Here is a 23635-nt window from a genome sequence, read left to right on the forward strand (position 1 = left end):
CAGCCCGTGCGGTGCGCGTACGCCGCCCCGCAAGCGGGCAGCAGACGGCGGCTGAGCGCCGTAACCCTCCGGCGGACTCCGCGCTGGCAAGCGATTCGCTGGCCTTCAGCCTCTTGCTGGCGGCGCGGCTGATCGCCGCGGTTCGTTCCGGGAAGAGCCTGACGCAGGCGCTCGGCACGCTTGGCGGCGAATCTCCGGCAGCACGTGCGGCCGCGCAGGACGTGACCTATGGAAGCCTGCGCCGTTACGGCTGTGGCGAGTTCGTCCTCGGCCGCCTGCTGACCCGTGCCCTGCCGCATCCCGAAGTTGAAGCGCTTTTGCTGGCCGCCCTGTATCGCCTGCACACGCGTCCTGATTCGGCTTACATGATTGTCGACCAGGCTGTTGCCGCTGCCGGCGAGCTCGCCGGTGGCGCTTTCAAGGGCCTGGTCAATGGCCTGTTGCGCAACTATCAGCGGCAGCGTCATGTCTTGCAAGTGGCGATGGCCGACGACGACGAAGCCACGCAACAGCACCCACGCTGGTGGCTGGCACGCCTGCGTCGCGCTTATCCGGATCGCTGGCCGGGAATCGTCGCTGCCGGCAACGGACAGCCGCCGATGACCCTGCGCGTCAACCAGCGCCGGATCGAGGTCGCCGACTACCTCGCACGCCTGCAGGCGGCGGGCCTTTGCGCGCGATCGCTCGGTGGGCAGGCGTTGGTGCTCGACAGGCCGATGCCGGTCGATGCCTTGCCGGGTTTTGCCGACGGGCTGGTGTCGGTCCAGGACGCCGGCGCCCAGCGCGCGGCCGAGTTGCTGGCGCCGGTAGCGGGCCAGCGCGTGCTCGACGCCTGCGCCGCGCCCGGTGGCAAGGCCGCGCATCTGCTTGAAGCGGCCGATGTCGACCTGCTGGCTGTCGATATCGACGCCGTTCGTACGCGTCGCGTCGAGGACAACCTGCGCCGGCTTGGTCTGACCGCCAAGGTTACGCCTGCCGACTGCTGTGCGACCGAGCAATGGTGGGATGGCCAGTTCTTCGACGCGATTCTTGCCGACGTGCCCTGCTCTGCCTCGGGCGTCGTTCGTCGCCATCCCGATATCAAGTACCTGCGCCGGGAAAGCGATATTCGAGGCTTCGTCCGCATCCAGGCCGAGATCCTCGATCGCCTCTGGCCACTATTGAAAGCGGGAGGCAAGCTCCTCTATGCCACCTGTTCGGTTTTCCCGGAAGAGAACCGTGCGCAGATCGACGCCTTCGTCTTCCGCCAGCCCGACGCGCGGCGCCTGATCGAAGAAGAACTCGTGCCGCAGCCCGAACATGACGGATTCTTCTATGCCCTGTTGCAGAAAGCGGCTTAGCGCGTTTTTCTTCTGGCTGTGGCTGCTGATCGCCTCACCCGGCTTGCAGGCAGCAGACATCAGCGCCCGCAATCCCCTGCTCTCGGTTGGCGACGAAGGCTATGTGCTGTCCGCCGACTTCAGCGTCAGTCTTAATGCGCGCCTGGAAGACGCCGTTGCCAGGGGCGTCGGGCTGTACTTCGTCGTCGATTTCGAACTCAGCCGTTCGCGTTGGTACTGGCTCGACGAACAGGTGGCCAGCCGCAGCCAGTCCCTACTCCTTTCCTACCACGCTCTCACCCGCCAGTATCGTTTGTCCAGCGGCGCATTGCACCAGAGCTTTGCCTCGCTCGACGAAGCGCTGCGCATTCTATCGCGCTTGCGCAACTGGCTGGTTTTCGAAAAAAGCGCGGTGCATGCCGAGCAGACCTACCTGGCTGCGGTGCGCATGCGCCTTGACCTGAGCCAGATGCCGAAGACGTTTCAGGTCAACGCCCTGGCCAACCGGGACTGGAACCTCGCGTCGGAATGGGCGCGCTGGACATTCATCCCGAGCGAGTCCGCCCAACTGGGGGGGGCGGGTACGCAGGTGGTGCCGGTGGCGCCGCCTTTGCCCTTGCCAGCGGCCGTATCCAGCGGCGAAGAGAAATGAAATTCCTGATCGTCGCCGCTGCCTCGTTTGGCGCCATCCTGCTCTTTCTCCTTGCCTCGGCCAGCGCCAATACCGCGCTTTTTGCCAGCAACTACGCGTGGCTGCTGGGACTGAACGTCATCGTTGCCTTGTCGCTGCTGGCGCTGATTGCCTGGCAGTTGCGGCTGCTCTGGGGCGAACACCGGGCCAAGGTGTTCGGTTCGCGACTCAAGTTGCGCCTGATGCTGATGTTTGGCCTGATGGCCGTCCTGCCGGGCGTTCTGATCTACGCGGTGTCGGTGCAGTTCGTGACCAAGAGCATAGAAACCTGGTTCGATGTTCGCGTCGAAAAAGCGCTTGAAGCGGGGCTCAATCTCGGTCGTAGTGCGCTCGATTCGCTGCTTGAAGATCTCGCTGCCAAGGCACAGACGATGGCCCTGGAACTTGGCGAGCGTTCCGAAACGCAGCGCCGGCTCGACCTCAATCGTCTGCGCGAACAGTATGGCCTGCAGTCGGCGGCGCTGTTTGCGACCAGCGGCGAATTGTTGGCCACCGCCACCGGCGACCTGGCGACCCTGTTGCCCAAACAGCCAACAGGCGAGGAACTGCGCAGGGTGCGCAAGGAGCGCCGCGTGGCGCTGCTCGAGAGCGACGGCGAAAAAGACCTCTCCTTGCGCGTTCTGGTCGCCGTCACGCCGCCGGGCCTCGGTGCCGAGACCCGTATCCTGCAGTTGACCGAACCGGTGCCGGCCACCCTCGCCGTCAACGCCGATAGCGTCCAGACCGTCTATGCCGACTATCAGGAGCTGTCGCTGGGCCGTGAGGGGCTGACGCGCATCTATGCCATGACGCTGACGCTGACCGTGCTTCTCGCCCTGTTCACGGCGATCGCGCTGGCCTTCGTGCTGGCGCGTCGTCTGTCGGCGCCTCTGTCGATTCTCGCCGAGGGAACGCAGGCTGTCACCGCCGGCGACTACACGCCTCGCAAGGAGGTCCACAGTAGCGACGAACTGGGCGTGCTGACGCGCTCGTTCAAACAGATGACCCGCCAACTCGACGAAGCGCGACGCGATAACGAGCGCCAGCGTGCCGAACTCGAAGCGGCGCGAGCCTACCTGGAATCGATTCTCGCCAATCTCTCTGCCGGGGTGCTGGTGTTCGATGCGCGCTTCGTGTTGCGTACCGTCAACGAAGGTGCGCTGACCATACTGGCTGACGACTTCAGCGAGCTTCTCGGCGCAGCGGCGGGCGACTGGCCGCGCCAGAGGAGGCTTGGCGAGGCCATTCTCGATGCCTTTGCCGAACACGCCAACAACGAGTGGCAGGAACAGATAGAGCTCGATGCGGCCGGTAGCCTGCCCCAGATCCTGTTGCTGCGCGGCACGAAACTGCCGGGCGAGTCGCTCGGTGGCTACGTGGTGGTGTTCGATGACGTCACGCGCCTGATCGCCGCTCAGCGCAGTGCAGCCTGGGGCGAAGTGGCGCGTCGACTGGCGCACGAGATCAAGAATCCCTTGACGCCGATCCAGCTTTCGGCCGAGCGCTTGCAGATGAAGCTGGCCGATCGGCTCAGCGGTGCCGACGCTGACATGCTTGAGCGCTCGACGCAGACCATCATTCGCCAGGTCGAAGCCATGAAGCGGATGGTCAATGATTTCAGCGACTACGCGCGTCTGCCGGCTCCCGAACTCGCTGCTCTGGACCTCAACGCGCTGATCAGCGAAGTGCTCGGCCTCTATGAAACCTCGCGTGCGGCGATCAAGCTCAAGCTCGCTGCCGGGTTGCCGCCAGTCTGCGGTGACGCCACGCAGTTGCGGCAAGTCATCCACAACCTCCTGCGCAATGCCGAGGACGCGCAGGAAATGGTCGACTCGCCGCGTATCACGATCAGCACGCGCCTGCTCGGCAATATGGCCGAAATGGTGGTCGCCGATCGCGGGCCGGGCTTTCCGCCCGAAGTGATAGCCCGCGTACTGGAGCCTTACGTGACCACCAAGGCACGTGGCACCGGCCTCGGTCTGGCGATCGTCAAGAAGATCGTCGACGAACATCAGGGGCGCATCAAGGTCAACAATCGCGAAGCTGTTGGCGCAGTGGTCAGCATCACCCTGCCGCTGGCTGCGTTGCCGACGAGCGAACGTCGCTCGCACAATCTTTCCTCCGAGGCCTGACATGGCGCAAATACTGATCGTCGATGATGAAATGGGCATTCGCGAGCTGCTTTCCGAGATTCTTGCCGACGAGGGACACTCGATCTCCCTGGCCGAAAATGCCGCAGCGGCGCGCAAGGTGCGCGCCGACATGCGCCCCGATCTGGTCCTCCTGGATATCTGGATGCCTGATACTGATGGCATATCCCTGCTCAAGGAGTGGGCGGCGAGCGGCTTGCTGACCATGCCGGTGGTGATGATGTCCGGGCATGGAACGATCGATTCGGCGGTCGAGGCAACGCGCATCGGCGCCACCGACTTCCTCGAGAAACCGATCGCCCTGCAGAAGTTGCTGGCGACCGTGAAGAAGGCGCTCAAGCACGAAACAGTGCTCGAGAAGAAGCCGCTGACCCTCGACGCCTTCGCGCGCTCGCCGCTGCTCAAGGACCTCAAGAGGCGTCTCGAACAGGCGGCCGCCAAGACCTCGGTCCTGCTGCTGAAAAGCGCCTCGGGCAGCATCGCGGAAATCTGCGCGCGTACCTTGCAGACGCACCGCACACCGTGGCTGGATCTCTCGGCGGCGAGTACGCCGCTGACCCAGGAGATGCTGCACAACGCCAGTGGCGGGGTGGTCTTCATCGCCGACCTGGCGCTGCTTGGCAAACTGCAGCAGATGAATCTTGTTTTCGCGCTCGAACGCCTGGAGCGGCACAACCTGCAAATGGTCGCCGCCTCCAGTCGCTCGCTGCCGGCACTGGTCGACGCCGGTTGGGATCCGCTGCTGGTCAATCGTCTCGGCGAAGTCTGGGTGGCGCTACCGCAGATTTCCGGCCACGCCGACGACGTTCCCGAGATAGCCTCCCTGCTCCTCGCCCATCTCGCCGAGCGCGGTGAAGTGCCCTTACGCCTGTTCTCGAGTGGTGCGCGTAATGCCCTGCGTCTGCACCACTGGCATGGCGAATGGGCGGAGCTGTTGACGACCGTGAAGAACCTCGCGCTCTCGGCGCTCGACGAGGAGATTGCCGCGGAAGACGTCGAGCGCATCCTGCAGACCGACTCGGGCGGTGCCGCCGCGCCGCTGCCGGCGCTGTTTCTCGATCAGCCGCTCCGGGAAGCCCGAGAAGCCTTCGAACGAATGTATTTCGAATATCATCTGGCTGGCGAACGCGGTAATATGACGCGCTTGGCCGAGAGGACGGGCCTCGAACGCACCCACCTGTATCGAAAGCTGAGGCAGCTTGGCCTCAACATCGGTCGGCGTGGCGACGAGCGCGAGTAATTTCTCGCCGCGTGCTGGTCAGGGAGTGAGAAGGAAATGAGGATCGTCATTCTGGGTGCCGGTCAGGTCGGCGCCAGCGTTGCCGAAAGTCTGGTCTCCGAGAACAACGACATCACCGTCGTCGACAGCGATCAGGAGCGTCTGGCTTTCCTGCAGGATCGTCTCGACCTGCGCACGGTGATCGGCAACGCCTCGTGTCCCTCCGTACTGGCCAATGCCGGCCTCCAAGATGCGGACCTGCTGATCGCCGTGACGCAGAGCGACGAGACCAACCTCGTCGCCTGCAAGGTGGCCCACAGTATCTTCAACGTCCCCGCCCGCATCGCCAGATTGCGCGCGCGCGACTTCCTCGAGAGCGAAACACTCCTGGCCCCCGAGAATTTCGCCGTCGATTACGCCTTGTGCCCGGAACAGGTGATCACCGAGTACATCGCGCGTCTGATCGACTTCCCGGAAGCGCTGCAAGTGCTCAGCTTTGCCGGCGGACGCCTGGCGCTGGTCGGCCTGCGTGCCTACGCCGGCGGGCTGCTGGTGGGCAGCCCGATCTCCGAAATGCGCAACCACCTGCCACCGGAGATCGACGGGCGGATCGCCGCCATCTATCGTCACGGTGGCGCGATAACGCCGACCGGTGAAACGATCATTGCCGACGGCGACGAAGTCTTCGTCCTTGCTGCGGACGAACACATCCGTACCGTGATGCGCGAGTTGCGCCGCTCGATGGAGCCCGTGCGGCGGGTGATGATTGCCGGTGGCGGCAACATCGGGCATCGCGTTGCACAAGCGCTGGAGGGCAAGTGCGAGGTCAAACTGATCGAGGTCGACCGCCGCCGCGCCGAATTCGTCGCCAACTCGCTGAAGTCGGTATTGGTCCTCAATGGCGATGCCACCGACGAGGAGTTGTTGCAGCAGGAAGGCATCGAAGAGATGGAGCTCTTCCTTGCCCTGAGCAACGCCGACGAAGACAACATCATGGGCGCCTCGCTGGCCAAGCGCATGGGCTGTCAGCGGGTGGTGGCGCTGATCAACCGGCGGGCCTACGCCGAACTGGTGCAGGGCGGGCCGATTGACATTGCCATCTCGCCGGCACAGGTCTCGATCGGCACCCTGCTCACCTATGTCCGCCATGGCGACGTTGTTCAGGTGCATAGCCTGCGCCGTGGCGCTGCGGAAGCGCTCGAGATCGTCGCCCATGGCGACAAGAAGAATTCGCGCGCAGTCGGTCGCTGCGTCGGCGAGTTGCCGGTGATTCATGGCGCCTTCATCGCTGCCATCGTGCGCGACCTCGGCGAGACCGAGGACTTCAACTTCTTCCGTCTGGGAGCGAAGAAGCAGACCGGGCGGGTGCTCATCGCCCACAAGGACGTGGTCATCGAGACGGGTGACCATGTGATCGTCTTCTGCATCGACAAGAAGGTGGTCAAGCAGGTCGAGAAACTGTTCGAGGTTGGCTTCCACTTTTTCTGAGCCGACAGCATGCAACGCTTCTACCCGGTGGTCCGGGTACTCTCGCTGGTCATCCTGATGTTCGGGCTGACCATGCTCGTGCCGCTGGGGGTCTCGTGGTTCCTCGACGACGGCGCTTTCGCATCGTTCGATGAAGCGGTTTTGCTGACCATCGCCACTGGCCTGGGCCTGTGGTACGTGACGCGCAGGGAAACCCGCGACCTGACGATTCGTGACGGCTTCCTGATGGTCGCGCTGGTGTGGACGCTGCTGCCGATCTACGCCGCGTTGCCGCTGGTACTCCAGCTCGGACTCAGTTTCACGGACGCCTATTTTGAAGCGGTTTCCGGACTGACGACCACCGGCGCGACCGTTCTCACCGGTCTGGACGACCTGCCGGTGTCGATCAATCTCTGGCGAACGCAGATGGTCTGGCTCGGCGGCATGGGTTTGATCGTTCTGGCCATCGCCATCCTGCCCTTGCTGGGCATCGGCGGTCGACAGATGTTCAAGGCCGAAACGCCGGGACCGATGAAGGATACCAAGATGACCCCGCGCATCGCCGAAACGGCGAAAGGCCTGTGGATCGTCTATTCGCTGCTCTCGACCTGCTGCGCCCTGGCCTACTACTGGGCAGGTATGAGCGGGCCGGACGCCATCATGCACATGTTCGCCACCATGGGACTCGGCGGCTTTTCCAGCCACGATGCGAGCTTTGCCTATTTCGCTTCGCCGACCATCGAAGCGGTATCCATCGTCTTCATGCTCCTTGCCGGAATGAACTTCGCGACCCACTTCGTTGTTCTCTCCGGGCGTTCCCTGCGCCCCTATCGCTCGGACCCGGAAGCGGGCTGGTTTCTACTCGTGACTCTCGGCAGTGTTGTTGGCATCGCTGCCTTTCTTGTCTTCAACGACGTCTATGCCAGCTTCGACGAAGCCCTGCGCTATGCGGCCTTCAACGTTGTCTCGATCGCCACGACGACCGGTTTCGCGACCACCGACTATGCCTTGTGGCCGTTTTTCGCACCGCTGTGGATGCTTTTCCTGTGCAGTTTTGCGACCAGCGCCGGCTCGACCGGTGGCGGCATCAAAATGATTCGCGCACTTGTGCTCTACAAGCAGGTGTACCGGGAGCTGACGCGCGCCATGCATCCCAGCGCCGTGCATCCAGTGAAGGTGGGCGGTGACGTCGTACCGCCCAACATTCTCTTCGCCGTGCTTGCCTTCGGTTTCATGTACATGGTCTGCATCGCCAGCATGACGCTGCTGCTCTCATTCTCCGGGCTGGAGATCATTACCGCTTTCTCGGCGGTCGTCGCCAGTATCAACAATACCGGTCCGGGGTTGGGCCAGGTCGGGCCGGCCAACAACTACGCGGGACTGACCGATTTCCAGATCTGGGTATGCACCTTCGCCATGCTCCTCGGTCGCCTGGAGATCTTCACCCTGCTGGTGGTGATGACGCCGGCTTTCTGGCGGAAGTAGCGGGGAAAGGGGATAATCGCGGTTTCCGAGCCCCATTCAGCTCGCCGCCGGAGTTTGCCGTGACCCGCCCAGCCAACGATACCTTTCTGCGCGCTCTGCTCAAGGAGCCGACCACGCACACCCCGGTCTGGTTGATGCGTCAGGCCGGCCGCTACCTGCCCGAGTACCGCGAAACGCGCGCCCGCGCCGGCAGTTTCATGCAGTTGTGCACCAACCCTGGCCTGGCCTGCGAGGTGACGCTGCAGCCTTTGTCGCGCTTCGATCTTGACGCGGCGATCCTCTTCTCGGACATCCTGACCATTCCCGACGCGATGGGTCTCGGACTCTATTTCACCGACGGCGAAGGGCCGCGTTTCGAACGTCCGCTGCGCGAGGAATGGGCGATTCGCGACCTCAGCGCACCCGATCCCTGGGATCACCTGCGTTACGTCATGGACGCCGTAGCGGAAATCAGGCGCGCGCTGAACAATTCGCTGCCGCTGATCGGCTTCTCCGGGAGCCCTTACACGCTCGCTTGTTACATGGTTGAAGGCGCCTCGAGTACCGATTACCGGCGCATCAAAGGCATGCTCTACGACCGGCCGGACCTCCTGCATCATATTCTCTCGGTGACTGCCGACGCGGTGACGGCGTATCTCAACGCGCAGATCGAATCGGGTGCCCAGGCGGTGATGATCTTTGATTCCTGGGGTGGCTCCCTTTCCCCGGCAGCGTATCGCGAGTTCTCGCTCGCGTACATGCAGCGAATTGTCGACAAGCTGATCAAGAACAGGGATGGTGAGCGCGTGCCATCGATCGTGTTTACCAAAGGTGGTGGCCTGTGGCTGGAAGCGATCGCCGAGATTGGTTGCGACGCGGTCGGCCTCGACTGGACAATCGACATCGGCGAGGCGCGCCGACGCGTCGGCGACAGGGTCTCGCTGCAAGGCAACATCGACCCGGCGGTGCTCTTCGCTTCTCCGGAAACGATTGCCTGCGAGGCCAGGAAGGTTCTCGACGCCTACGGCCCTGGTGCGACCGGGCACGTCTTCAACCTTGGCCACGGCATCTCGCAGTTCACGCCGCCGGACCACGTCAAGGCGTTGGTTGACGCGGTACACGAGCACAGTCGGATGCTGCGCCAGAAAGGGGTTTGAGTCCGCGTTTACCGCTTGACTTGTTCACAGAAGCCACTTCTGAGTTCCTCTCCATCGCGAAAGTCGCTTGTAAATCAGGGTGGTAATCGTAAGTATTTAATTTAACAGCGTTTTACAATCGCCTGTTTTTCCGGCAACGGCTCTGAAACCCTTACGGGAAGGGCGGTTGCGGTGCTTTTAGGCACTCCGATCCACAGAGTTATCCACAGAATCTGTGAATCGCGCAGAAACCCCAAATAACTGAAGATCTTATCCTGCACTACGAGAAGTGGCACGAGCTTCCACCGCTAACTAGCGATCCTTTTTTCCATTCGTCTGCAAACGGCGTTTCGACCTGATGTTCTTGCCGCAGATCGCCCGTGTCGCGCTCGATCTTCCACTTCGTCGTCTCTTCGACTATCGCGTCGCCGATGGCGAGCAGCTGTCGGCGAGCGACATCGGCTACCGCGTTCGCGTGCCCTTCGGCCGCCATGAGAAAGTCGGGATTCTCGTCGAGCTGCCGGTGGCGAGCGATCTTCCGCTGGCGCAACTCAAGCCACTTGGCGACGTCCTGCGCGACTTGCCCCCTTTGCCTGCCGACTGGTTTCGCCTCGCCGAGTTCTGTGCCGACTACTATCACGTCCCGCTTGGCCAGGTCATGCTGTCGACCGTGCCGGCCGGACTGCGTGCCGTCAAGCAAGTCAAGGCCAGAAAGTCGCGTGCTGTCCTGCCCAACGCCGCGGCAGCGGCGAAGCCGCCAGAACTGACCGGCGAGCAGCAGGTCGTGCTGACGTCGATCGCCGAATCTGGCGACGGCTTTCACGCCTACCTCCTGCACGGCGTCACCGGCAGCGGCAAGACCGAAATCTACCTGCGCCTCATCGAGCGCGCCCTGGCCGACGGACAGCAATCCCTCCTGCTGGTCCCGGAAATCAACCTGACGCCGCAGCTCGAAGCGCGCGTCGCCGCGCGCTTCCCCGCTGCCGGCCTGGTCAGCCTGCATAGTGAACTCGGCGACGCCGCGCGCAGCCGGAACTGGCGCGCGGCCCTCACTGGCGAGGCGCGAATCGTCCTGGGTACGCGCCTGGCCATCTTCACTCCCTTGCCGGAGCTTGGCCTGATCGTCGTCGACGAGGAGCACGACGCCTCGTTCAAGCAGCAGGACGGAATCCGCTATTCGGCGCGCGACCTGGCCGTCTTTCGTGCCCGCCAGCGCGCCATCAAGATCGTCCTCGGTTCGGCGACTCCTTCACTCGAAAGCTGGGCCAACGCCACCGCCGCCGGCCGCGGCCGCTATCGCCTGCTGACCCTGAGTGAGCGGGCGGTGGAAGGTGCCCGCCTGCCCGCCGTGCAGCGCATCGACACCCGCCTCGACAAGCCACAGGATGGTCTCAGCAGCGCCCTCCTGCGCGCCATTGAGGAGCGCCTGGCGCGCGGCGAACAGAGCCTGCTCTTTCTCAATCGCCGTGGCTACGCACCGGTGCTGGCCTGCGCCGCTTGCGGCTGGACCTCGCACTGCCATCGCTGTGCCGCGAACCTGGTGCTGCATCTTGCCGACCGCCGCCTGCGTTGCCACCACTGTGGCTTCGAAGCGCGTCTGCCGAAAGCCTGCCCGACCTGTGGCAACCAGGACCTGAGCGCCTTCGGCCGCGGTACGCAGCGTCTGGAAGCGGTGCTCGCCGCGCGTTTTCCAGAGGCCCGGGTGCTGCGCGTCGACCGCGACGCGGCGAGTAGCCGCAAACAGTGGGAGGCCCTGGTGGCACGGATATACAGCGGTGACGCCGATATTCTGGTCGGCACCCAGATGCTGGCCAAGGGGCACGATTTCCCCAAGCTCACCCTGGTCGGCGCAATAGCTCCGGACGCCGCGCTGTTTGCCGCCGACTGGCGCGCGCCCGAACGCCTCTTCGCACAGCTGATGCAGGTCGCGGGCCGCGCCGGCCGCGCCGAACACCCGGGCGAGTTCCTGATTCAGACGCAGTTTCCCGAGCATCCGCTCTACACTGCGCTGGTCGGCCATGATTTCCCCGGTTTCGCCGCCGAGCTGCTCGACGAGCGCCAGCAGGCCGGTTTCCCGCCCTACGCGCACCAGGCCATGCTGCGTGCGGAAGCGCCGCTGATGGCCGACGCGCTTGGCTTTCTGAAAAGCGCGCGCCACTGTCCGGCGGTTGAAGGCCAGCATGCGGTGACCTTCTACGACCCGGTGCCGATGCGTCTCGCCCGGCGTGCCAGCTTCGAACGCGGCCAGTTGCTCGTCGAGTCGCCCGCCCGGCGCGCGCTGCAAGGCTTTCTTGCCGACTGGCTGCCGCAGCTCGAAGCGATCAAGGCGCCGTCCCGCCTGCGCTGGCACCTCGAGGTCGATCCGCTCGAGTTCTGAGATCGGCCGCGGCGAGCGATTGACGACGGTCGCGGCGGCAGGGATACTCTCTCTGCATGCCGGTCGCGGATCCCGCAACGTGAGCCATGTCACGGTGAACAGGGAGCACTTCCGCTATCTTTTCTTCGCCGGGGAATGGGTTGCGCGCTGCCACCCACCGCGCCCGCCGCCAGCGGGCGGGGCGGTCAAGGAGCCAGGCGAGGCCCGTTTCCCGGCGCCAAGCCAAGGGACGTCACGCTGTGCTGGCTGCGGTCATGGCGAAGCAGGCCTGGCCAAGGCGGGCAGGCCGCCAAAATGTCCCGCGTGCGCCCTCTTTTCAAGTAGCGGCAAGGAGTCCTGACGTGTCTTCCGAATTTGTAGCGGCGATCGACCTTGGTTCGAACAGCTTTCACATGATCGTCGCCCGCCTGGCCAATGGGCAGGTACAGGTCCATGACCGCTTGCGCGAAATGGTTCAGTTGGCGGGCGGTCTCGATGCGCGCAACCGTCTCTCGCAGGAAGCGCAGAAGCGGGCTCTCGAATGCCTCGCGCGCTTCGGCCAGAGGCTGCGTGACATCCCACCCGAACAACTGCGCATCGTCGGTACCAATACCCTGCGCCAGGCACGCAACAGTGCCGAGTTCGTCGCGCGCGCCGAACAGGTGCTCGGCCACAAGGTCGAAATCGTCCGTGGTCAGGAAGAAGCGCGCCTGATCTATCTTGGCGTGGCGCACAGCGTGGGCGACGTCTCCGGGCAGCGACTGGTGATCGACATTGGCGGTGGCAGCACCGAGCTGATTATCGGCGAGAAATTCGATCCCCTTCACCTGGCCAGCCTGAAGATGGGTTGCGTCAGCCTCAGCCGGGCCTGTTTTGGCGACGGGCGGGTGACCGCCAGCCGCCTGCGCGAGGCCGAACTGCTCGTGCAACTGACCCTCGAGCCGGTCCGCCAGGAGTATGTGGCGCGCGGTTGGGGAGTGGTCACCGGCGCCTCCGGCTCGATCAAGGCAATCCAGGATGTGCTGATCAGCGAGGGCTGGAGCCGCGAGGGAATCACCCGCGAAGCGCTGCGCCGTCTGCGCGGCGAGTTGCTCGAGGTGCGCGACACGACGGCCATTGCCAGCCGCTGGCAACTCGACCCGGCACGCGCGCGCGTCTTCGTCGGCGGCTTCGTCGTCCTGCACGGGCTCTGCGAGGCGCTCGCCATCGACCAGCTGGAGGTCTCGGAAGGCGCCCTGCGCGAAGGCCTGATCTATGACCTGCTGGGGCGCATACGCCACGAGGACGTGCGCGACCGGACGATCGTCGACGTCATCACGCGCTTCAACCTTGACGAAGCCCAGGCGCGGCGAGTCAGCGCGACGGCACTCGCCCTGCTGCGCCAGGTGCGCAGCAAATGGCGGCTTGGCGGCGAAGAGGCGGCGCATGTCCTGGAAAGGGCCGCACGCCTGCATGAAGTCGGCCTCTTGCTGACCCACGACCAGCACCACAAGCACGGCGCCTACGTGCTCGAACACGCCGATCTGCCCGGCTACTCGCGCGACGACCAACTCCTGCTCTCGGCGCTGGTCAGGCGTCACCGCCGCTCGTTTCCCGGCACCGCCTTCGCGCACCTGCCGCGCGCGTGGAAGGACGCCGCGCCGCGGCTGTGCGTTCTCCTGCGCCTCGCGGTGGTCCTCCACCGCAGCCGCACGAGCGACCCGCTGCCGACGATCGGACTGCGCGTCGAGCGGCGCCAGCTCGAGCTACGCTTCCCGCCCGGCTGGCTTGAAGAGCATCCGCTGACCCGTGCCGATCTGCAAAACGAAGCGCACCTGATGCGCAAGGCGGGCTTTGCGTTTCGCCTGGGCACCCCCGACAGTACGCTGACGCCGCTGCCTTCGGCCACCCCTGCTACACCATGAACGGCGAGCCTGGCAGCGCTGCCAGGGCGCGGCAGCAGGGGTGCGCGCGCGCCGCTGAGTGAGCGACGCTGCGCCAGCCGGCAGACACTTGCCGCGCTGCGCCGGTGATACGCATCGTCGTCCTCCTGCCGCTCCTCGTTGCGGCAGTCCTTTTCCTTGCCGGCCTGCAAACGGTACCTCTGGTCAGCCGCGGCGAAACCATTTCGCCAGCGGCGATCGGCGAAGCGCGCGGGCTTCTGCTCAGCAACGACCCGCGCCGACTGCGTCGTGGCGAGCAACGAACGGCGCAGATTCCCGTGGCGCTGGTCGACGAAGCCGTCAATCATCTGGCGACGCGCAGGCTGCACGGGCGCGGCTCCTTTTCGCTGGTCGACCAGGCGGGTGAATTCCGCCTCACTGTCCCTCTCCGGCTCCCCGGCCTTTCCGGTGCTCGCTATCTGAATCTGCGCGCAGCCTTCCGGTCCGACGCCGGGCAAGTGCAGCTCTCCTCCGCGACCCTCGGGTCGCTGCCCCTACCGCGGCTCCTGGTCGAGTGCTTGAGCGTCGCGGTGATCGAGCTTGCCGGACTTGGCGAGCCTTGGCAGCTCCTGCAGCAGGCGTTTCGCCGCCTCGACTTCGTGCCCGCGCGTGGCGTCGTCGCTGTCGCCTACGTCTGGGAGCCAGGCCTTCTCGATCGCGCCCGCTCGTTCGCTTTCACACCCGCCGACAGCAGGCGAGTCGAGGCCGCCCAGCGCGCACTCGCCGACCTCTTCATGCACTACCCGGTAAACGCCCGCGTACCCTTGAGCGAGGTTCTGCTGCCCTTGCTCGCCGGCCCCGCCGGGGAAGAAGGCGTACAGCAGCGCCGGGCGGCGCTGCTCGTGCTGGCCGCGTACGAGTCCGGAAAAAGCCTCAACACGCTCTTTCCGCAAGCCGGCGAGTGGCCCCGTGCGCGTCGTCTGAACCTGGAGTTGCTCGGACGCTACGACAGCGCGCAGCATTTCGTCATTTCAGCCGCTCTGGCCGCCTGGGCCGGCGAACCGGCGGCCAACGCCATCGGCGTCTACAAGGAAATCGACGATTCGCGGCGCGGGAGTGGCTTCTCGTTCGCCGACCTCGCCGCCGATCGCGCCGGGACGCGCTTCGGCGAACTGCTGGCTGGCGACCCCCAACGTTTCAACGCGGCCATGAGCCGGCCGCTGCGCGACAGTGATCTGGCGCCGTCGCTGGCCGGTCTCCCGGAATACCTCTCGGAAGCCCGCTTCGAGCGCCTTTACGGTGGCCCGGACAACGCGGCCTACCGGCAACTTGGCGCCGACATCGAGGCGCGGGTGGCAGCCTTGCCCTTCTATCGCTAAATCGCCGACTGCCGGTTTTCTGTGCTCAGGGTGGGCGGCCATGGAACAGTGGCCGGGCCGGCTGTGCGCCGCTGCCGTTGCTGCGCAGCCAGTGCAGGCGATCACGCAGCTTCTTCTGCCAGCCGGGGTTCAAGCCGGGCGCCGCGGACAAACGCTGCAGGGTCGCCGCGGCGGGCCGGTGCTCGCGCCACACCTGCCACAGCTCGGCGAGCGAGACGGCGCCCGGCAGACGTTCGATCAGTTCGAGGCGGTCGCCCGTGCCGATCCTGGCTTCTTCGAGGACGCGGTAGTACCAGCCGGTCAGGCCGGTCTCGGAGATCAGCCGCGCGACGCCCGCGTGGCCGTAGCGGTGGTCGATTTTCCAGCACGGGCTGCGTGGCTGGCTGACCTGAACCCTGGCGCGGCCGAGACTGAAGACGTCGCCGATGAAAACCGTGCTTTCATCGACAGCGGCGGCGGAAACGTTCTCGCCGATGCTGCCGACGACCAGTTGCGCGGCGATTTCCGGCAGCTGCTCGGCCAGGCGCCGATAGTTGTCGACGGCGTACTGATGGAGTGCTTTCTCCGGCCCGCCATGGACGCGACGGTCGGCCTGGACATCGCCGGCGAGGCCCTCGAAGCCGAGCTCGACCGGGCCGGCGACCGGCGTCTTGAAGATCCCGGTCGACTGCCCGTGTTCGTCGATTCTCGTCAAACCACCGCTGAACAGCACGATCTCGCTCAATTCTCGCTCCATAGCCAGGCGGCGCCACGGACGCCGGAAGAGTCGCCATGCACGTTGCGCAACAGCCGCGTGCGAATGACGTCGGAGAAGACGTGCGCCGCCCAGAGTCGCGGCACGCTGTCATAAAGGCGCTCGATATTCGACAGTCCGCCACCGAGCACGATGACCTGTGGATCGAGAATATTGACCACCTGCGCCAGGGCCTTGGCCAGGCGCCGCTCGTAGCGCGCCAGCGTCTGCTCGCAGGCCGGGTCGCCGGCCGCGGCCGCGGCGCAGACCTGCTCGGCGGCGAGTGCCTGGCCGCCATGGCGCAGGTGATCGGCGCACAGCGCCGGACCCGACAGCCAGGTTTCGACGCAGCCGAGTCGCCCGCAGTAGCAGCGCGCCGGCGACCGGCTTTCCTCTTCCAAAAGGGGCAAGGGGTTATGCCCCCATTCGCCGGCAATGCGGTTGGCGCCAGCGAGAACGCCTTGCCTGACGACGATGCCGCCGCCGACGCCAGTGCCGAGAATCACGCCGAAGACCACCTCTGCCCCCTCGCCGGCGCCGTCGATGGCTTCCGAAAGGGCAAAGCAGTTGGCGTCGTTGGCCAGGCGAATTTCGCGTTGCAGCAGCGCCTGCAGATCCTCGCGCAACGCCTCGCCGATCAGGCAGGTCGAGTTGGCGTTCTTGATCCGCCCGTCAAGGGTCGATTCGGCGCCGGGCACGCCGATGCCGACGCTGCCGCTCTGGCCAAGCTCGCTTTCCGCCGTCTCGACCAGCTCGCCGACCGCCCGCAGCGTACCGTGGTAATCGCCCTGCGGCGTCGGACAGCGCCGCCGCAGCAAGACCCCGCCCGCGCCGTCGAGCGCGATCAGTTCAATCTTGCTGCCGCCAAGGTCTATCCCAATCCTTAACATGCTGTATAAACGAGACTTGGTAGTCACACCATCACCACTAGCTACGCAGCGAGTGTAGTGTTGCCTTCTTGACGAGACTTTAAGAAGCTTAAAGCTGCGGGGAATCCGGCGCCCGTCCCGCACCCACCGTCATTGCGAGGAGGCGTAGCCGACGCGGTAGTCCAGTGCCATTCTCTCACGGCCTTTCCGCCGCATCGCCAATGCGCCGCGCTAAATCTCTGGATTGGCGCGTCGGCTGCGCCTCCTCGCAATGTTTCAGCAGAGCAGACCTGCAAACGGCGCACGATCGTTGACCTGGCTGGAGTTCATCAGCTCCACACGGCGGGCAACACTGCACTAGCCGCGCGCCGACAGCCAGCGCTCTCCGTCTCCGGCCGCCGATAGTTCGACGATGATAGGCTTCGGTCCGACGCAACCCGAGTGCGGCAAGCGGATCCAGACGAGGTCCAACAAGCGATTCTTCCCCATGCTGCCCCTGCTTAGTCCGCTCGAACCATTCTTCACGCAGAATTGGCGGCCGAGCGAGATCGCGCTGGCTAAGTGACATCACGGCGAAGGGGCGGGTGCTCTTTGGTAGCGCACAGTTCGCACCGATGACCGCGGCCGACCGGGCCGTTCAGGTGGCGCTCGAGACGCGTGGCAAGGCCGGGCTGGAGCAGCTCTCGAATACCGTTGTAAAGGGCATCGATGCGGCGAAGTCTGTAAACGGATGGGAAGTACGGGCGGACGTAGTCAGCGCCGGGGTACTGCTGCCGGCCGATGGGGGCAGGGTGGAAAAGAGCCTTGCCGCCGTTGCGGGTAAGCTCCATCACCCTATCCGTGCTGACGCCAGGCGGCCTCATAGTGAAGCCCGAGGGGTTTCACCAAGGTGCAACGATCACTCGAGCAGGGACTGGCCCGCCGACGGGTCACCCTGGATCCCGCCGAACGAAGCGATCCATCGAGGTAGCCGACCCCACCAATCGACGGCTGCATAGCACTCGCCCCACGCGGCGGACTGGCATCGGCGAAACTCCGCGAGCCGGACGAAACATGGGTTCCGTTGCAGAGCGGCATATCGCGCGACGAACTCGGCGGACGTGGCTTTGCGATCCGGAAAGGGATCGCACTTGGCTAACCTGGCCAAGCAGAGCTAAACTGCAGCTATCCGGGGTCGTTCTGGAAGGAAGTCACAATGCAAGTCAACATGCTCGAGGCCAAGAACCAGCTATCGAAACTGGTACAGGCAGCGCTGGCGGGTGAGGACGTCGTCATTGCCAACAACGGCGTCCCGGTCGTCAGGCTGGTGAAGGTCGGCGCGCCGGAGGTTGCGCGCCAGCCCGGCGCGTGGGCTGCCTTGCCCCCGGCTGAGGCGGATTGGGATGCGCCTGCGACCAATGCCGCCATCGCCGACGAACTCACCGGTGGCGGTATATCGTGATGCGCTACCTGCTCGACACCCATCTGATCTATTGGTGGATGACGGGCGACGAGCGTCTGGGCGAGACCACACGAGCCCTCATCGCACGATCCGACATCACGGTCAGCACGGCCAGCGTGTGGGAAATGGTGTTGAAAAACGCCAAAGGCAAGCTGCCCTTAGCGCAGGGCGCCATTGGCGAACAACTCGAAGCGCAGGGCTTTGTCTTGCTGCCGATCCTCCCGCGCCACATCGAAGCCGTGCGCAGCCTGAGCTGCGCGCACGCCGACCCATTCGATCGATTGCTTGTCGCGCAGGCGAAAGACGAGCGACTGACGTTGCTGACCCGCGATTCGGCAATACTGGAATTGGAACTGGACGAGGTGGAGAAGGCTTGACCGCCGGCCGTCGGCGCCTGCAAGACTTGGCCCCCAACGGGCACTCGCCTTGACCTGCACCTCCGGGCGTGACGACCATGGTCGGGCAGTCACGAGCGGAGGCCTGACCCTGCGCGCATGCCCCGTGCTCGCGTATCATTCGATATATACAAGCATTAATAAGATCGGGGTATGAAAAGATTGATGGTTGCGCTGATGTCAATTGTGGGTGTAGTTGCTTCATTCCCCCCGTATGGACTTGCTGACGAAGCAAGGCGCGATATGCTAAACAAATCTTTGGTGGAGAAATCTCCGTGGAACTTCAGCAATCAGGACGTGTATCTAGTTCTTCAATGGAGAACCTCTCCTGAGGGGAAACTAGAGCCAATGTCCTCGCACAGACCTGATGTTTGGACTGTTGAGGAATTCACTGCCGACGATACCCTCGTCCGTCCGTCCACGGCGGGCGGTAACACTGTGACCTTCTATCTAGATGAACATGGACAGGCAGCACATTCACTCGAAAAACCCCTCCGTTTTTAAGTCAAAAAAAGCCGAGTAAGCATCCTCTGGCAAAGCCGGGGCCTTTGGTTTGTAAGCCGCTCAAAGCGGTAATCCGGGGTCGCTAAGGCGGCCCCGAAGTTGAGACACCGGCAATGATCAGTCAGCGCCACGGGTTTATCTACTCCAGCCGCTGATCCCTAAGAAAGAAAGAAGGAATCTCAGACGAAAGGAAAGGAAATGAAAACCGGCTTCACAAAATGCCTTCTCGCGGCAGCACTACCGTGTGTGTTGTGGGCAACCACCAGCTACGCAGCAAGCCCACAGCAAATGAAGATGACAACCCCCATCGCGCCTGGCGTTATGGTGCCGGACAAGATCGAAACATCCATCGGTACTCTAAACCTGAACTATGGCTATCCCGATGACGCGACCACGCAGAAAGTCTATGACAACCTGGATGCCTCGCGAGCGCTGCAGGCTTACCTGCTGGCCATCCCGATAGTGAACCAGGCCGGCATGCGTGCCACGCTCCGCCAATTTGGACCAGCGAACCAGACAAATGTGATCTGGGAAGACCTCGTCGATTCGAAAACCGTAGAACTGACGGCGAACGACAACACGGTATACAGCTTCATTTGGCTGGATACGAAAAAAGGGCCGCTGGTCGTGGAGATTCCGCCCATGGTCCTGGGGCTCGTTGATGACTTCTGGTATCGCTGGGTTGCCGACGTCGGCATCACGGGTCCCGACAAGGGCAAGGGTGGCAAATACCTGATCCTGCCGCCGGGCTACAAAGGCGAAGTACCCAAGGGGTATTTCGTTGTGCGGCCGAGTACCTATGGCACGTGGATGCCGTTTCGCTCCTTTCTCGTCGATGGCTCGACCAAACCCGGCGTCGAGTCGGCCAAGAAGCATCTGAAAATCTATCAGCTTTCCGATGCGGCCAATCCTCCAGAGGTCAAGTTCGTCAATGCCTCCGGCATTCCCGCGAACTTTGTCCCGCCCGGCGACTACGCCTTCTGGGGTCTGCTGAACGAAGTCATTCAGGAGGAACCCAGTGAGGGAAGTGATTCCACCACGCTTGGTCTGTTTGCCGCCATCGGTATCGAAAAAGGCAAGCCCTTCAGTCCCGATGATCGAATGAAGAAGATTCTGACGGACGCCGCGAATATCGGCGCTGTAACCGCGCGGGCGATTGCTTTCAGGATGCGCGAAAAAGAAGCCTTCTTCTATCCGAACAGCCCGTGGCGTCTGCCCTTCTTTGGCGGCTATAAGTTCGAGGTTTCACCCGGTGTGGCCAATTTGGATGGAGCAGCCTTCTTTTACTATTTCGCCACCGGCGTCACACCTGCCATGGCGGAGAAGATGGTCGGCAAAGGTTCGCAGTATCCTTGGTCCGCACAGGATGCCGCCGGCAACCCGTTTGATGGTGGGAAAAACTACAGGCTGCATTTGCCGCCGAATATTCCAGTCAAAGACTTCTGGTCAGTCATCGTTTATGACAACCAGACGCGCTCGATGGTCCAGACCGACCAGCGCTTCCCTAGTGTCAGTAGCCAGAACAAGGATATGGTCGTCAACAAGGATGGCTCGGTCGATGTCTATTTTGGCCCCAAGGCTCCGGCCGGAAAGGAAGGTAATTGGGTGCAGACCATTCCCGGAAAGGGCTGGTTCATGATCCTGCGACTGTATGGCCCTCTTGAGTCGTGGTTTGACAAGACGTGGAAGCCGGGCGAGATTGAGTTGGTGCGCTAATCGCCTTGCAGCAGTATTTTCAGCGGGCGCTTCGGCGCCCATTTTCTCGTCTCGCCTGTGAATGACCGCTTCCCTGGCTACAAGACGATTCCTGACCATGGACCGACCCCTCCTGTGGGTGAACGTGGCTCGGATTATGCCAACAATTGCTGGCCTGGGGCCCTGATATTTACTGTTCGGCTCGTTCAGAGGGCTTGCGTTTCTGCACTGCGCAAAAAAGATTGACCTCGGGCGGTGTCGCCCTACAATCCCCACAGCGACGGTGATCGCGGCGGTAGACGCAATGCCGGCGTTGACGCTTGCCGCAAACCTTCGCCAGCAGAATCGGTCTCAGCAGCAGTCAGACGGTTGACCAGGAAGGAGAGCCTGCCGTGAGCAATATTGCCAGAGTTCGAGAGATCTACACAGCGTTCGCCAGCGGCGACGTTCCGACCATCCTGAGTCACTTGCGCGAGGATGTGATTTGGGAATACGACAAGCAAGACGCCGGAATCCCCTGGCTTGTGCCGCGGCATGGGCGAAATGAGGTGCCGAAGTTCTTTCAGGCGCTGGGTGGCCTGGATCTCCGGAAGTTCCAGCCCAAGACCCTGCTCGAATCCGGCAACATTGTCGTTGCCCTCAACGACATCGTGTTTGTGGTCAAGGCGACCGGCAAGGAAGTCGTCGAAGAAGACGAAGTTCACATCTGGCACTTTGACAGCGACGGACAGGTGACGAAGTTCTGTCACAAGACAGATACGCACGAACACTGGGTCGCCCTTCGCGGGAGCTGATCGAACGCGGGGGGCGGCTTTTTGATTCGCCCGTCCAGACGTTACGCGCCACAGCGTTTGCCGAGGCTGGCTGCACCTTGCGCACCAGGAGCAGTCGAGAGACAACGTCGGAACCCAGCGATGCATGACCACTTACGACCGACAAGCAAGGAGAGAAGCAGCCATGGCTACCAGTACCGTTCGTTTTCACCGCATCTTGCGCGCGCCGCCGGAGCGCGTCTACCGCGCCTTCCTCGATCCCATGGCGATGGCCAAGTGGATTCCCCCGAACGGATTCACGTGCACCGTGCACCATATGGAGGCCAGGGTCGGTGGCACGTTCAGAATGTCGTTCACCAACTTTGCCAGCGAGCAGATCCACTCCTTCGGCGGCGAGTACCTCGAACTCATCCCCAATGAACTGATCCGCTACACCGACAGCTTCGAGGATCCGAACCTGGCGGGCGTCCTGCAGGTAACGGTCTCGCTCAGGGCGGTGTCGTGTGGCAGCGAGCTGCATATCGTGCAGGAGGGAATTCCCGAAGTCATCCCCGTGGAGATGTGTTACCTGGGCTGGCAGGATTCGCTCGAGTCGCTCGCCAGACTCGTCGAGCCGGAAATCCGCGAGTGACCGTGGTGCTGCGTTCTTGAGGAGACCTTCAACGGCCCTGACAGCCGCGTGAACGCCGTGTGGTGGCTGGCGGCTGGCCTTCGCCCGCTCGATCCCGCTGCCGTCGTCGCCAAATCCGGGCAACCATTCCCCAGCCACCGTCATTGCGAGGAGGCGTCGCCTCCTCGCAATGACATGCTTGCGGGTGCGCTGCATCTACGACGACACTTTCAGCGAGCTGGATAGCCGCTCGAAACGATGCCGTCGCTGGAATTCTCGGCTTCCATACGGCGTGCAACGCGGCGCTAGCCGGGCTTGCCGTCGATCCTTGCCCGTGACAGCAGCGGCCAGTAGCGAATGGCGTAGATGGCGAAAGCGAGCGACCAGCAAACTCCCGAGCCGATGAGCGTGCCCGGATAGGCGTCGGGAACGATCATTCCGCCGAAGACGCGGATCAGCGCGGCGCACAGAACCAGCAGGTAAGCCGCGACCTCGTAGCGGTCGGCGACGAGCGGCCGGCCGGTATGGCCGCGAGCGGTGCGCGTCATCATGCCGAGCGTCATGCCGCCGATGGCGCCGACGGTCAGTGCGTGCAGCGCGAGGGGCTCGGCGACCAGGCCGAGTGCCGCCGAGGCGCGCAACAGGAGGTAGACGACGATCCAGGCGTAGGCCGCGTGCAGCACCCACACCAGCGGCGTGCGCAGCGTCCGCCACGGTTGCCAGCGATAGAGCCGGGCGGCGTGCGCCAGCGCGGCGACCAGGGCGATGCCCGCGATCACTGCCGCTGGCGCCTGCGCCAGGTCCGCCGCCAGCAAGAGCAGAACGCTTCCCAGGGCGAGCCTTTCGACGAGCGGATGGCGGCTCGCTTGCGTGCCGGGGATGCCGTTGTTGGTGAACATCGGGATCACTCGCCCCCCCATTACCGCGATGATGAACAGGACGATGTCGAGCCCCGCCAGCAGACTGGCGCGTTCGGGCCACGCCAGGATGCCGAGCCAGGAAAGGTGCAGCGCCAGGACCGCCGCGCCGAGCAGCAGGAGCAGGGGAACGAAGAAGTAATTGCGCTGGTTGCGGCTCTTCCACAGCGGGACGGCCAGCGCGATGGCCACGGCCACCGGGAAAGCGGCGTTGACCACCGCCGCCGCGAGCGCGTAAGGCGTCAGCATCAGGACGCGCCCGGCGACCCAGAGCAGGGCGAAGGCGAGCAGGGCGTGGCTGGTTGGCGTTGGCTGTCCGGTCCAGTTGCGACCGGCCGTGAACAGGAAGCCGGCAACCACCGCCAGCGTGTAGCCGAAGAGCATTTCGTGGCCGTGCCAGGCCGGGCTGTGCGCGAGAGCCGCCGGCAGATAGCCCGCGTACTGAGCCACCCACAGCGGAATCGACAGTGCGGCGAAGACGCTGGCGAGCAGATAGAATGGCCGGAAGCCGAGCGCCCAGAGGGCGAATGCTGCGGCCGGCGCGTCGGTGGGCGGCTCGGATTCGGCAATAGTGAGCGGTTTGGGCATGGCGATACTCATCTTCGAAAAGTCGGCAACGGCGCCTGGCGAACGCTGCGCTCGGCAAGCCGGGCATCTGCCGGGCGACCTTCGCGCG

18 protein-coding genes are annotated in these 23635 nt (G+C 63.9%); 15 read left to right on the top strand and 3 right to left on the bottom strand.

Annotation, left to right across the window (positions count from 1 at the left end; all coding sequences use genetic code 11):
* Positions 1 to 11 precede the first annotated feature (11 nt).
* From rsmB to QZ613_RS18895, 10 genes are all read left to right on the top strand, one after another.
* Positions 12 to 1340 carry a 16S rRNA (cytosine(967)-C(5))-methyltransferase RsmB gene (gene rsmB, locus QZ613_RS18850; protein WP_291983567.1) on the top strand — a complete coding sequence of 443 codons (1329 nt, stop codon included), beginning with the start codon at positions 12 to 14 and terminating at the stop codon, positions 1338 to 1340.
* Positions 1315 to 1971, top strand: coding sequence for a DUF4390 domain-containing protein (locus tag QZ613_RS18855; RefSeq protein WP_291864057.1), 657 nt, complete (start codon positions 1315 to 1317; stop codon positions 1969 to 1971). The genes rsmB and QZ613_RS18855 overlap by 26 nt, the downstream gene beginning before the upstream one ends.
* Entirely contained in the window at positions 1968 to 4121 is a 2154-nt protein-coding gene (locus QZ613_RS18860) for an ATP-binding protein (protein ID WP_291983570.1), read from the top strand. Before QZ613_RS18855 ends, QZ613_RS18860 begins: the two co-directional genes overlap by 4 nt.
* Before the next feature lies 1 nt (position 4122).
* Positions 4123 to 5379 (top strand): response regulator, encoded by a 1257-nt coding sequence (locus QZ613_RS18865; protein ID WP_043567741.1) that lies wholly within the window; start codon positions 4123 to 4125, stop codon positions 5377 to 5379.
* Between the two features lie 36 nt (positions 5380 to 5415).
* Positions 5416 to 6846, top strand: coding sequence for a Trk system potassium transporter TrkA (trkA, locus tag QZ613_RS18870; protein WP_043567742.1), 1431 nt, complete (start codon positions 5416 to 5418; stop codon positions 6844 to 6846).
* 9 nt (positions 6847 to 6855) lie between these two features.
* Complete coding sequence (locus tag QZ613_RS18875) at positions 6856 to 8310, top strand: potassium transporter TrkG (RefSeq protein WP_291983572.1); 1455 nt, start codon at positions 6856 to 6858, stop codon at positions 8308 to 8310.
* 59 nt (positions 8311 to 8369) lie between these two features.
* Positions 8370 to 9446, top strand: a complete 1077-nt coding sequence (gene hemE / locus QZ613_RS18880) for a uroporphyrinogen decarboxylase (RefSeq protein WP_291983574.1) — start codon at positions 8370 to 8372, stop codon at positions 9444 to 9446.
* 337 nt (positions 9447 to 9783) lie between these two features.
* Positions 9784 to 11802, top strand: a complete 2019-nt coding sequence (locus tag QZ613_RS18885) for a primosomal protein N' (RefSeq protein ID WP_291983576.1) — start codon at positions 9784 to 9786, stop codon at positions 11800 to 11802.
* A 341-nt stretch (positions 11803 to 12143) separates the two neighbouring features.
* Positions 12144 to 13685 (top strand): exopolyphosphatase, encoded by a 1542-nt coding sequence (locus tag QZ613_RS18890; protein ID WP_366144476.1) that lies wholly within the window; start codon positions 12144 to 12146, stop codon positions 13683 to 13685.
* Between the two features lie 104 nt (positions 13686 to 13789).
* Positions 13790 to 15022 (top strand): hypothetical protein, encoded by a 1233-nt coding sequence (locus tag QZ613_RS18895; RefSeq protein WP_291983578.1) that lies wholly within the window; start codon positions 13790 to 13792, stop codon positions 15020 to 15022.
* 25 nt (positions 15023 to 15047) lie between these two features.
* Here the strand turns inward: QZ613_RS18895 and QZ613_RS18900 are convergent, their stop codons facing one another.
* On the bottom strand, positions 15048 to 15746 hold the full coding sequence (locus tag QZ613_RS18900; protein WP_291983580.1) for an MOSC domain-containing protein: 699 nt from the start codon (positions 15744 to 15746) through the stop codon (positions 15048 to 15050).
* On the bottom strand, positions 15743 to 16645 hold the full coding sequence (locus tag QZ613_RS18905) for an ROK family protein (RefSeq protein ID WP_043567752.1): 903 nt from the start codon (positions 16643 to 16645) through the stop codon (positions 15743 to 15745). Before QZ613_RS18905 ends, QZ613_RS18900 begins: the two co-directional genes overlap by 4 nt.
* Before the next feature lie 1174 nt (positions 16646 to 17819).
* On the opposite strand from QZ613_RS18905, the gene QZ613_RS18910 reads away from it, so the two are divergent.
* The 5 genes from QZ613_RS18910 to QZ613_RS18930 all read left to right on the top strand — a co-directional run bounded on the left by QZ613_RS18910 (position 17820) and on the right by QZ613_RS18930 (position 22063).
* Positions 17820 to 18065, top strand: a complete 246-nt coding sequence (locus tag QZ613_RS18910) for a type II toxin-antitoxin system prevent-host-death family antitoxin (RefSeq protein WP_291903991.1) — start codon at positions 17820 to 17822, stop codon at positions 18063 to 18065.
* A complete protein-coding gene (locus QZ613_RS18915; protein WP_291904000.1) occupies positions 18065 to 18442 on the top strand; it encodes a type II toxin-antitoxin system VapC family toxin in 378 nt (125 codons plus the stop codon). The genes QZ613_RS18910 and QZ613_RS18915 overlap by 1 nt, the downstream gene beginning before the upstream one ends.
* Positions 18443 to 19162: 720 nt before the next feature.
* A complete protein-coding gene (locus tag QZ613_RS18920) occupies positions 19163 to 20680 on the top strand; it encodes a DUF1254 domain-containing protein (protein ID WP_291903990.1) in 1518 nt (505 codons plus the stop codon).
* Between the two features lie 371 nt (positions 20681 to 21051).
* Positions 21052 to 21453: a nuclear transport factor 2 family protein gene (locus QZ613_RS18925; protein ID WP_291983583.1), complete on the top strand. Its 402-nt coding sequence runs from the start codon at positions 21052 to 21054 to the stop codon at positions 21451 to 21453.
* Between the two features lie 163 nt (positions 21454 to 21616).
* The gene (locus QZ613_RS18930) at positions 21617 to 22063 is read left to right on the top strand and encodes an SRPBCC family protein (RefSeq protein WP_043567766.1); all 447 of its coding nucleotides are present in this window, start codon (positions 21617 to 21619) and stop codon (positions 22061 to 22063) included.
* 284 nt (positions 22064 to 22347) lie between these two features.
* Here the strand turns inward: QZ613_RS18930 and QZ613_RS18935 are convergent, their stop codons facing one another.
* Complete coding sequence (locus QZ613_RS18935) at positions 22348 to 23547, bottom strand: NnrS family protein (RefSeq protein WP_291983586.1); 1200 nt, start codon at positions 23545 to 23547, stop codon at positions 22348 to 22350.
* Positions 23548 to 23635 lie beyond the last annotated feature (88 nt).

The organism is Candidatus Accumulibacter sp. ACC005 (assembly GCF_907163215.1).
In the GTDB taxonomy this organism is placed as follows: Bacteria; Pseudomonadota; Gammaproteobacteria; order Burkholderiales; family Rhodocyclaceae; genus Accumulibacter; species Accumulibacter regalis.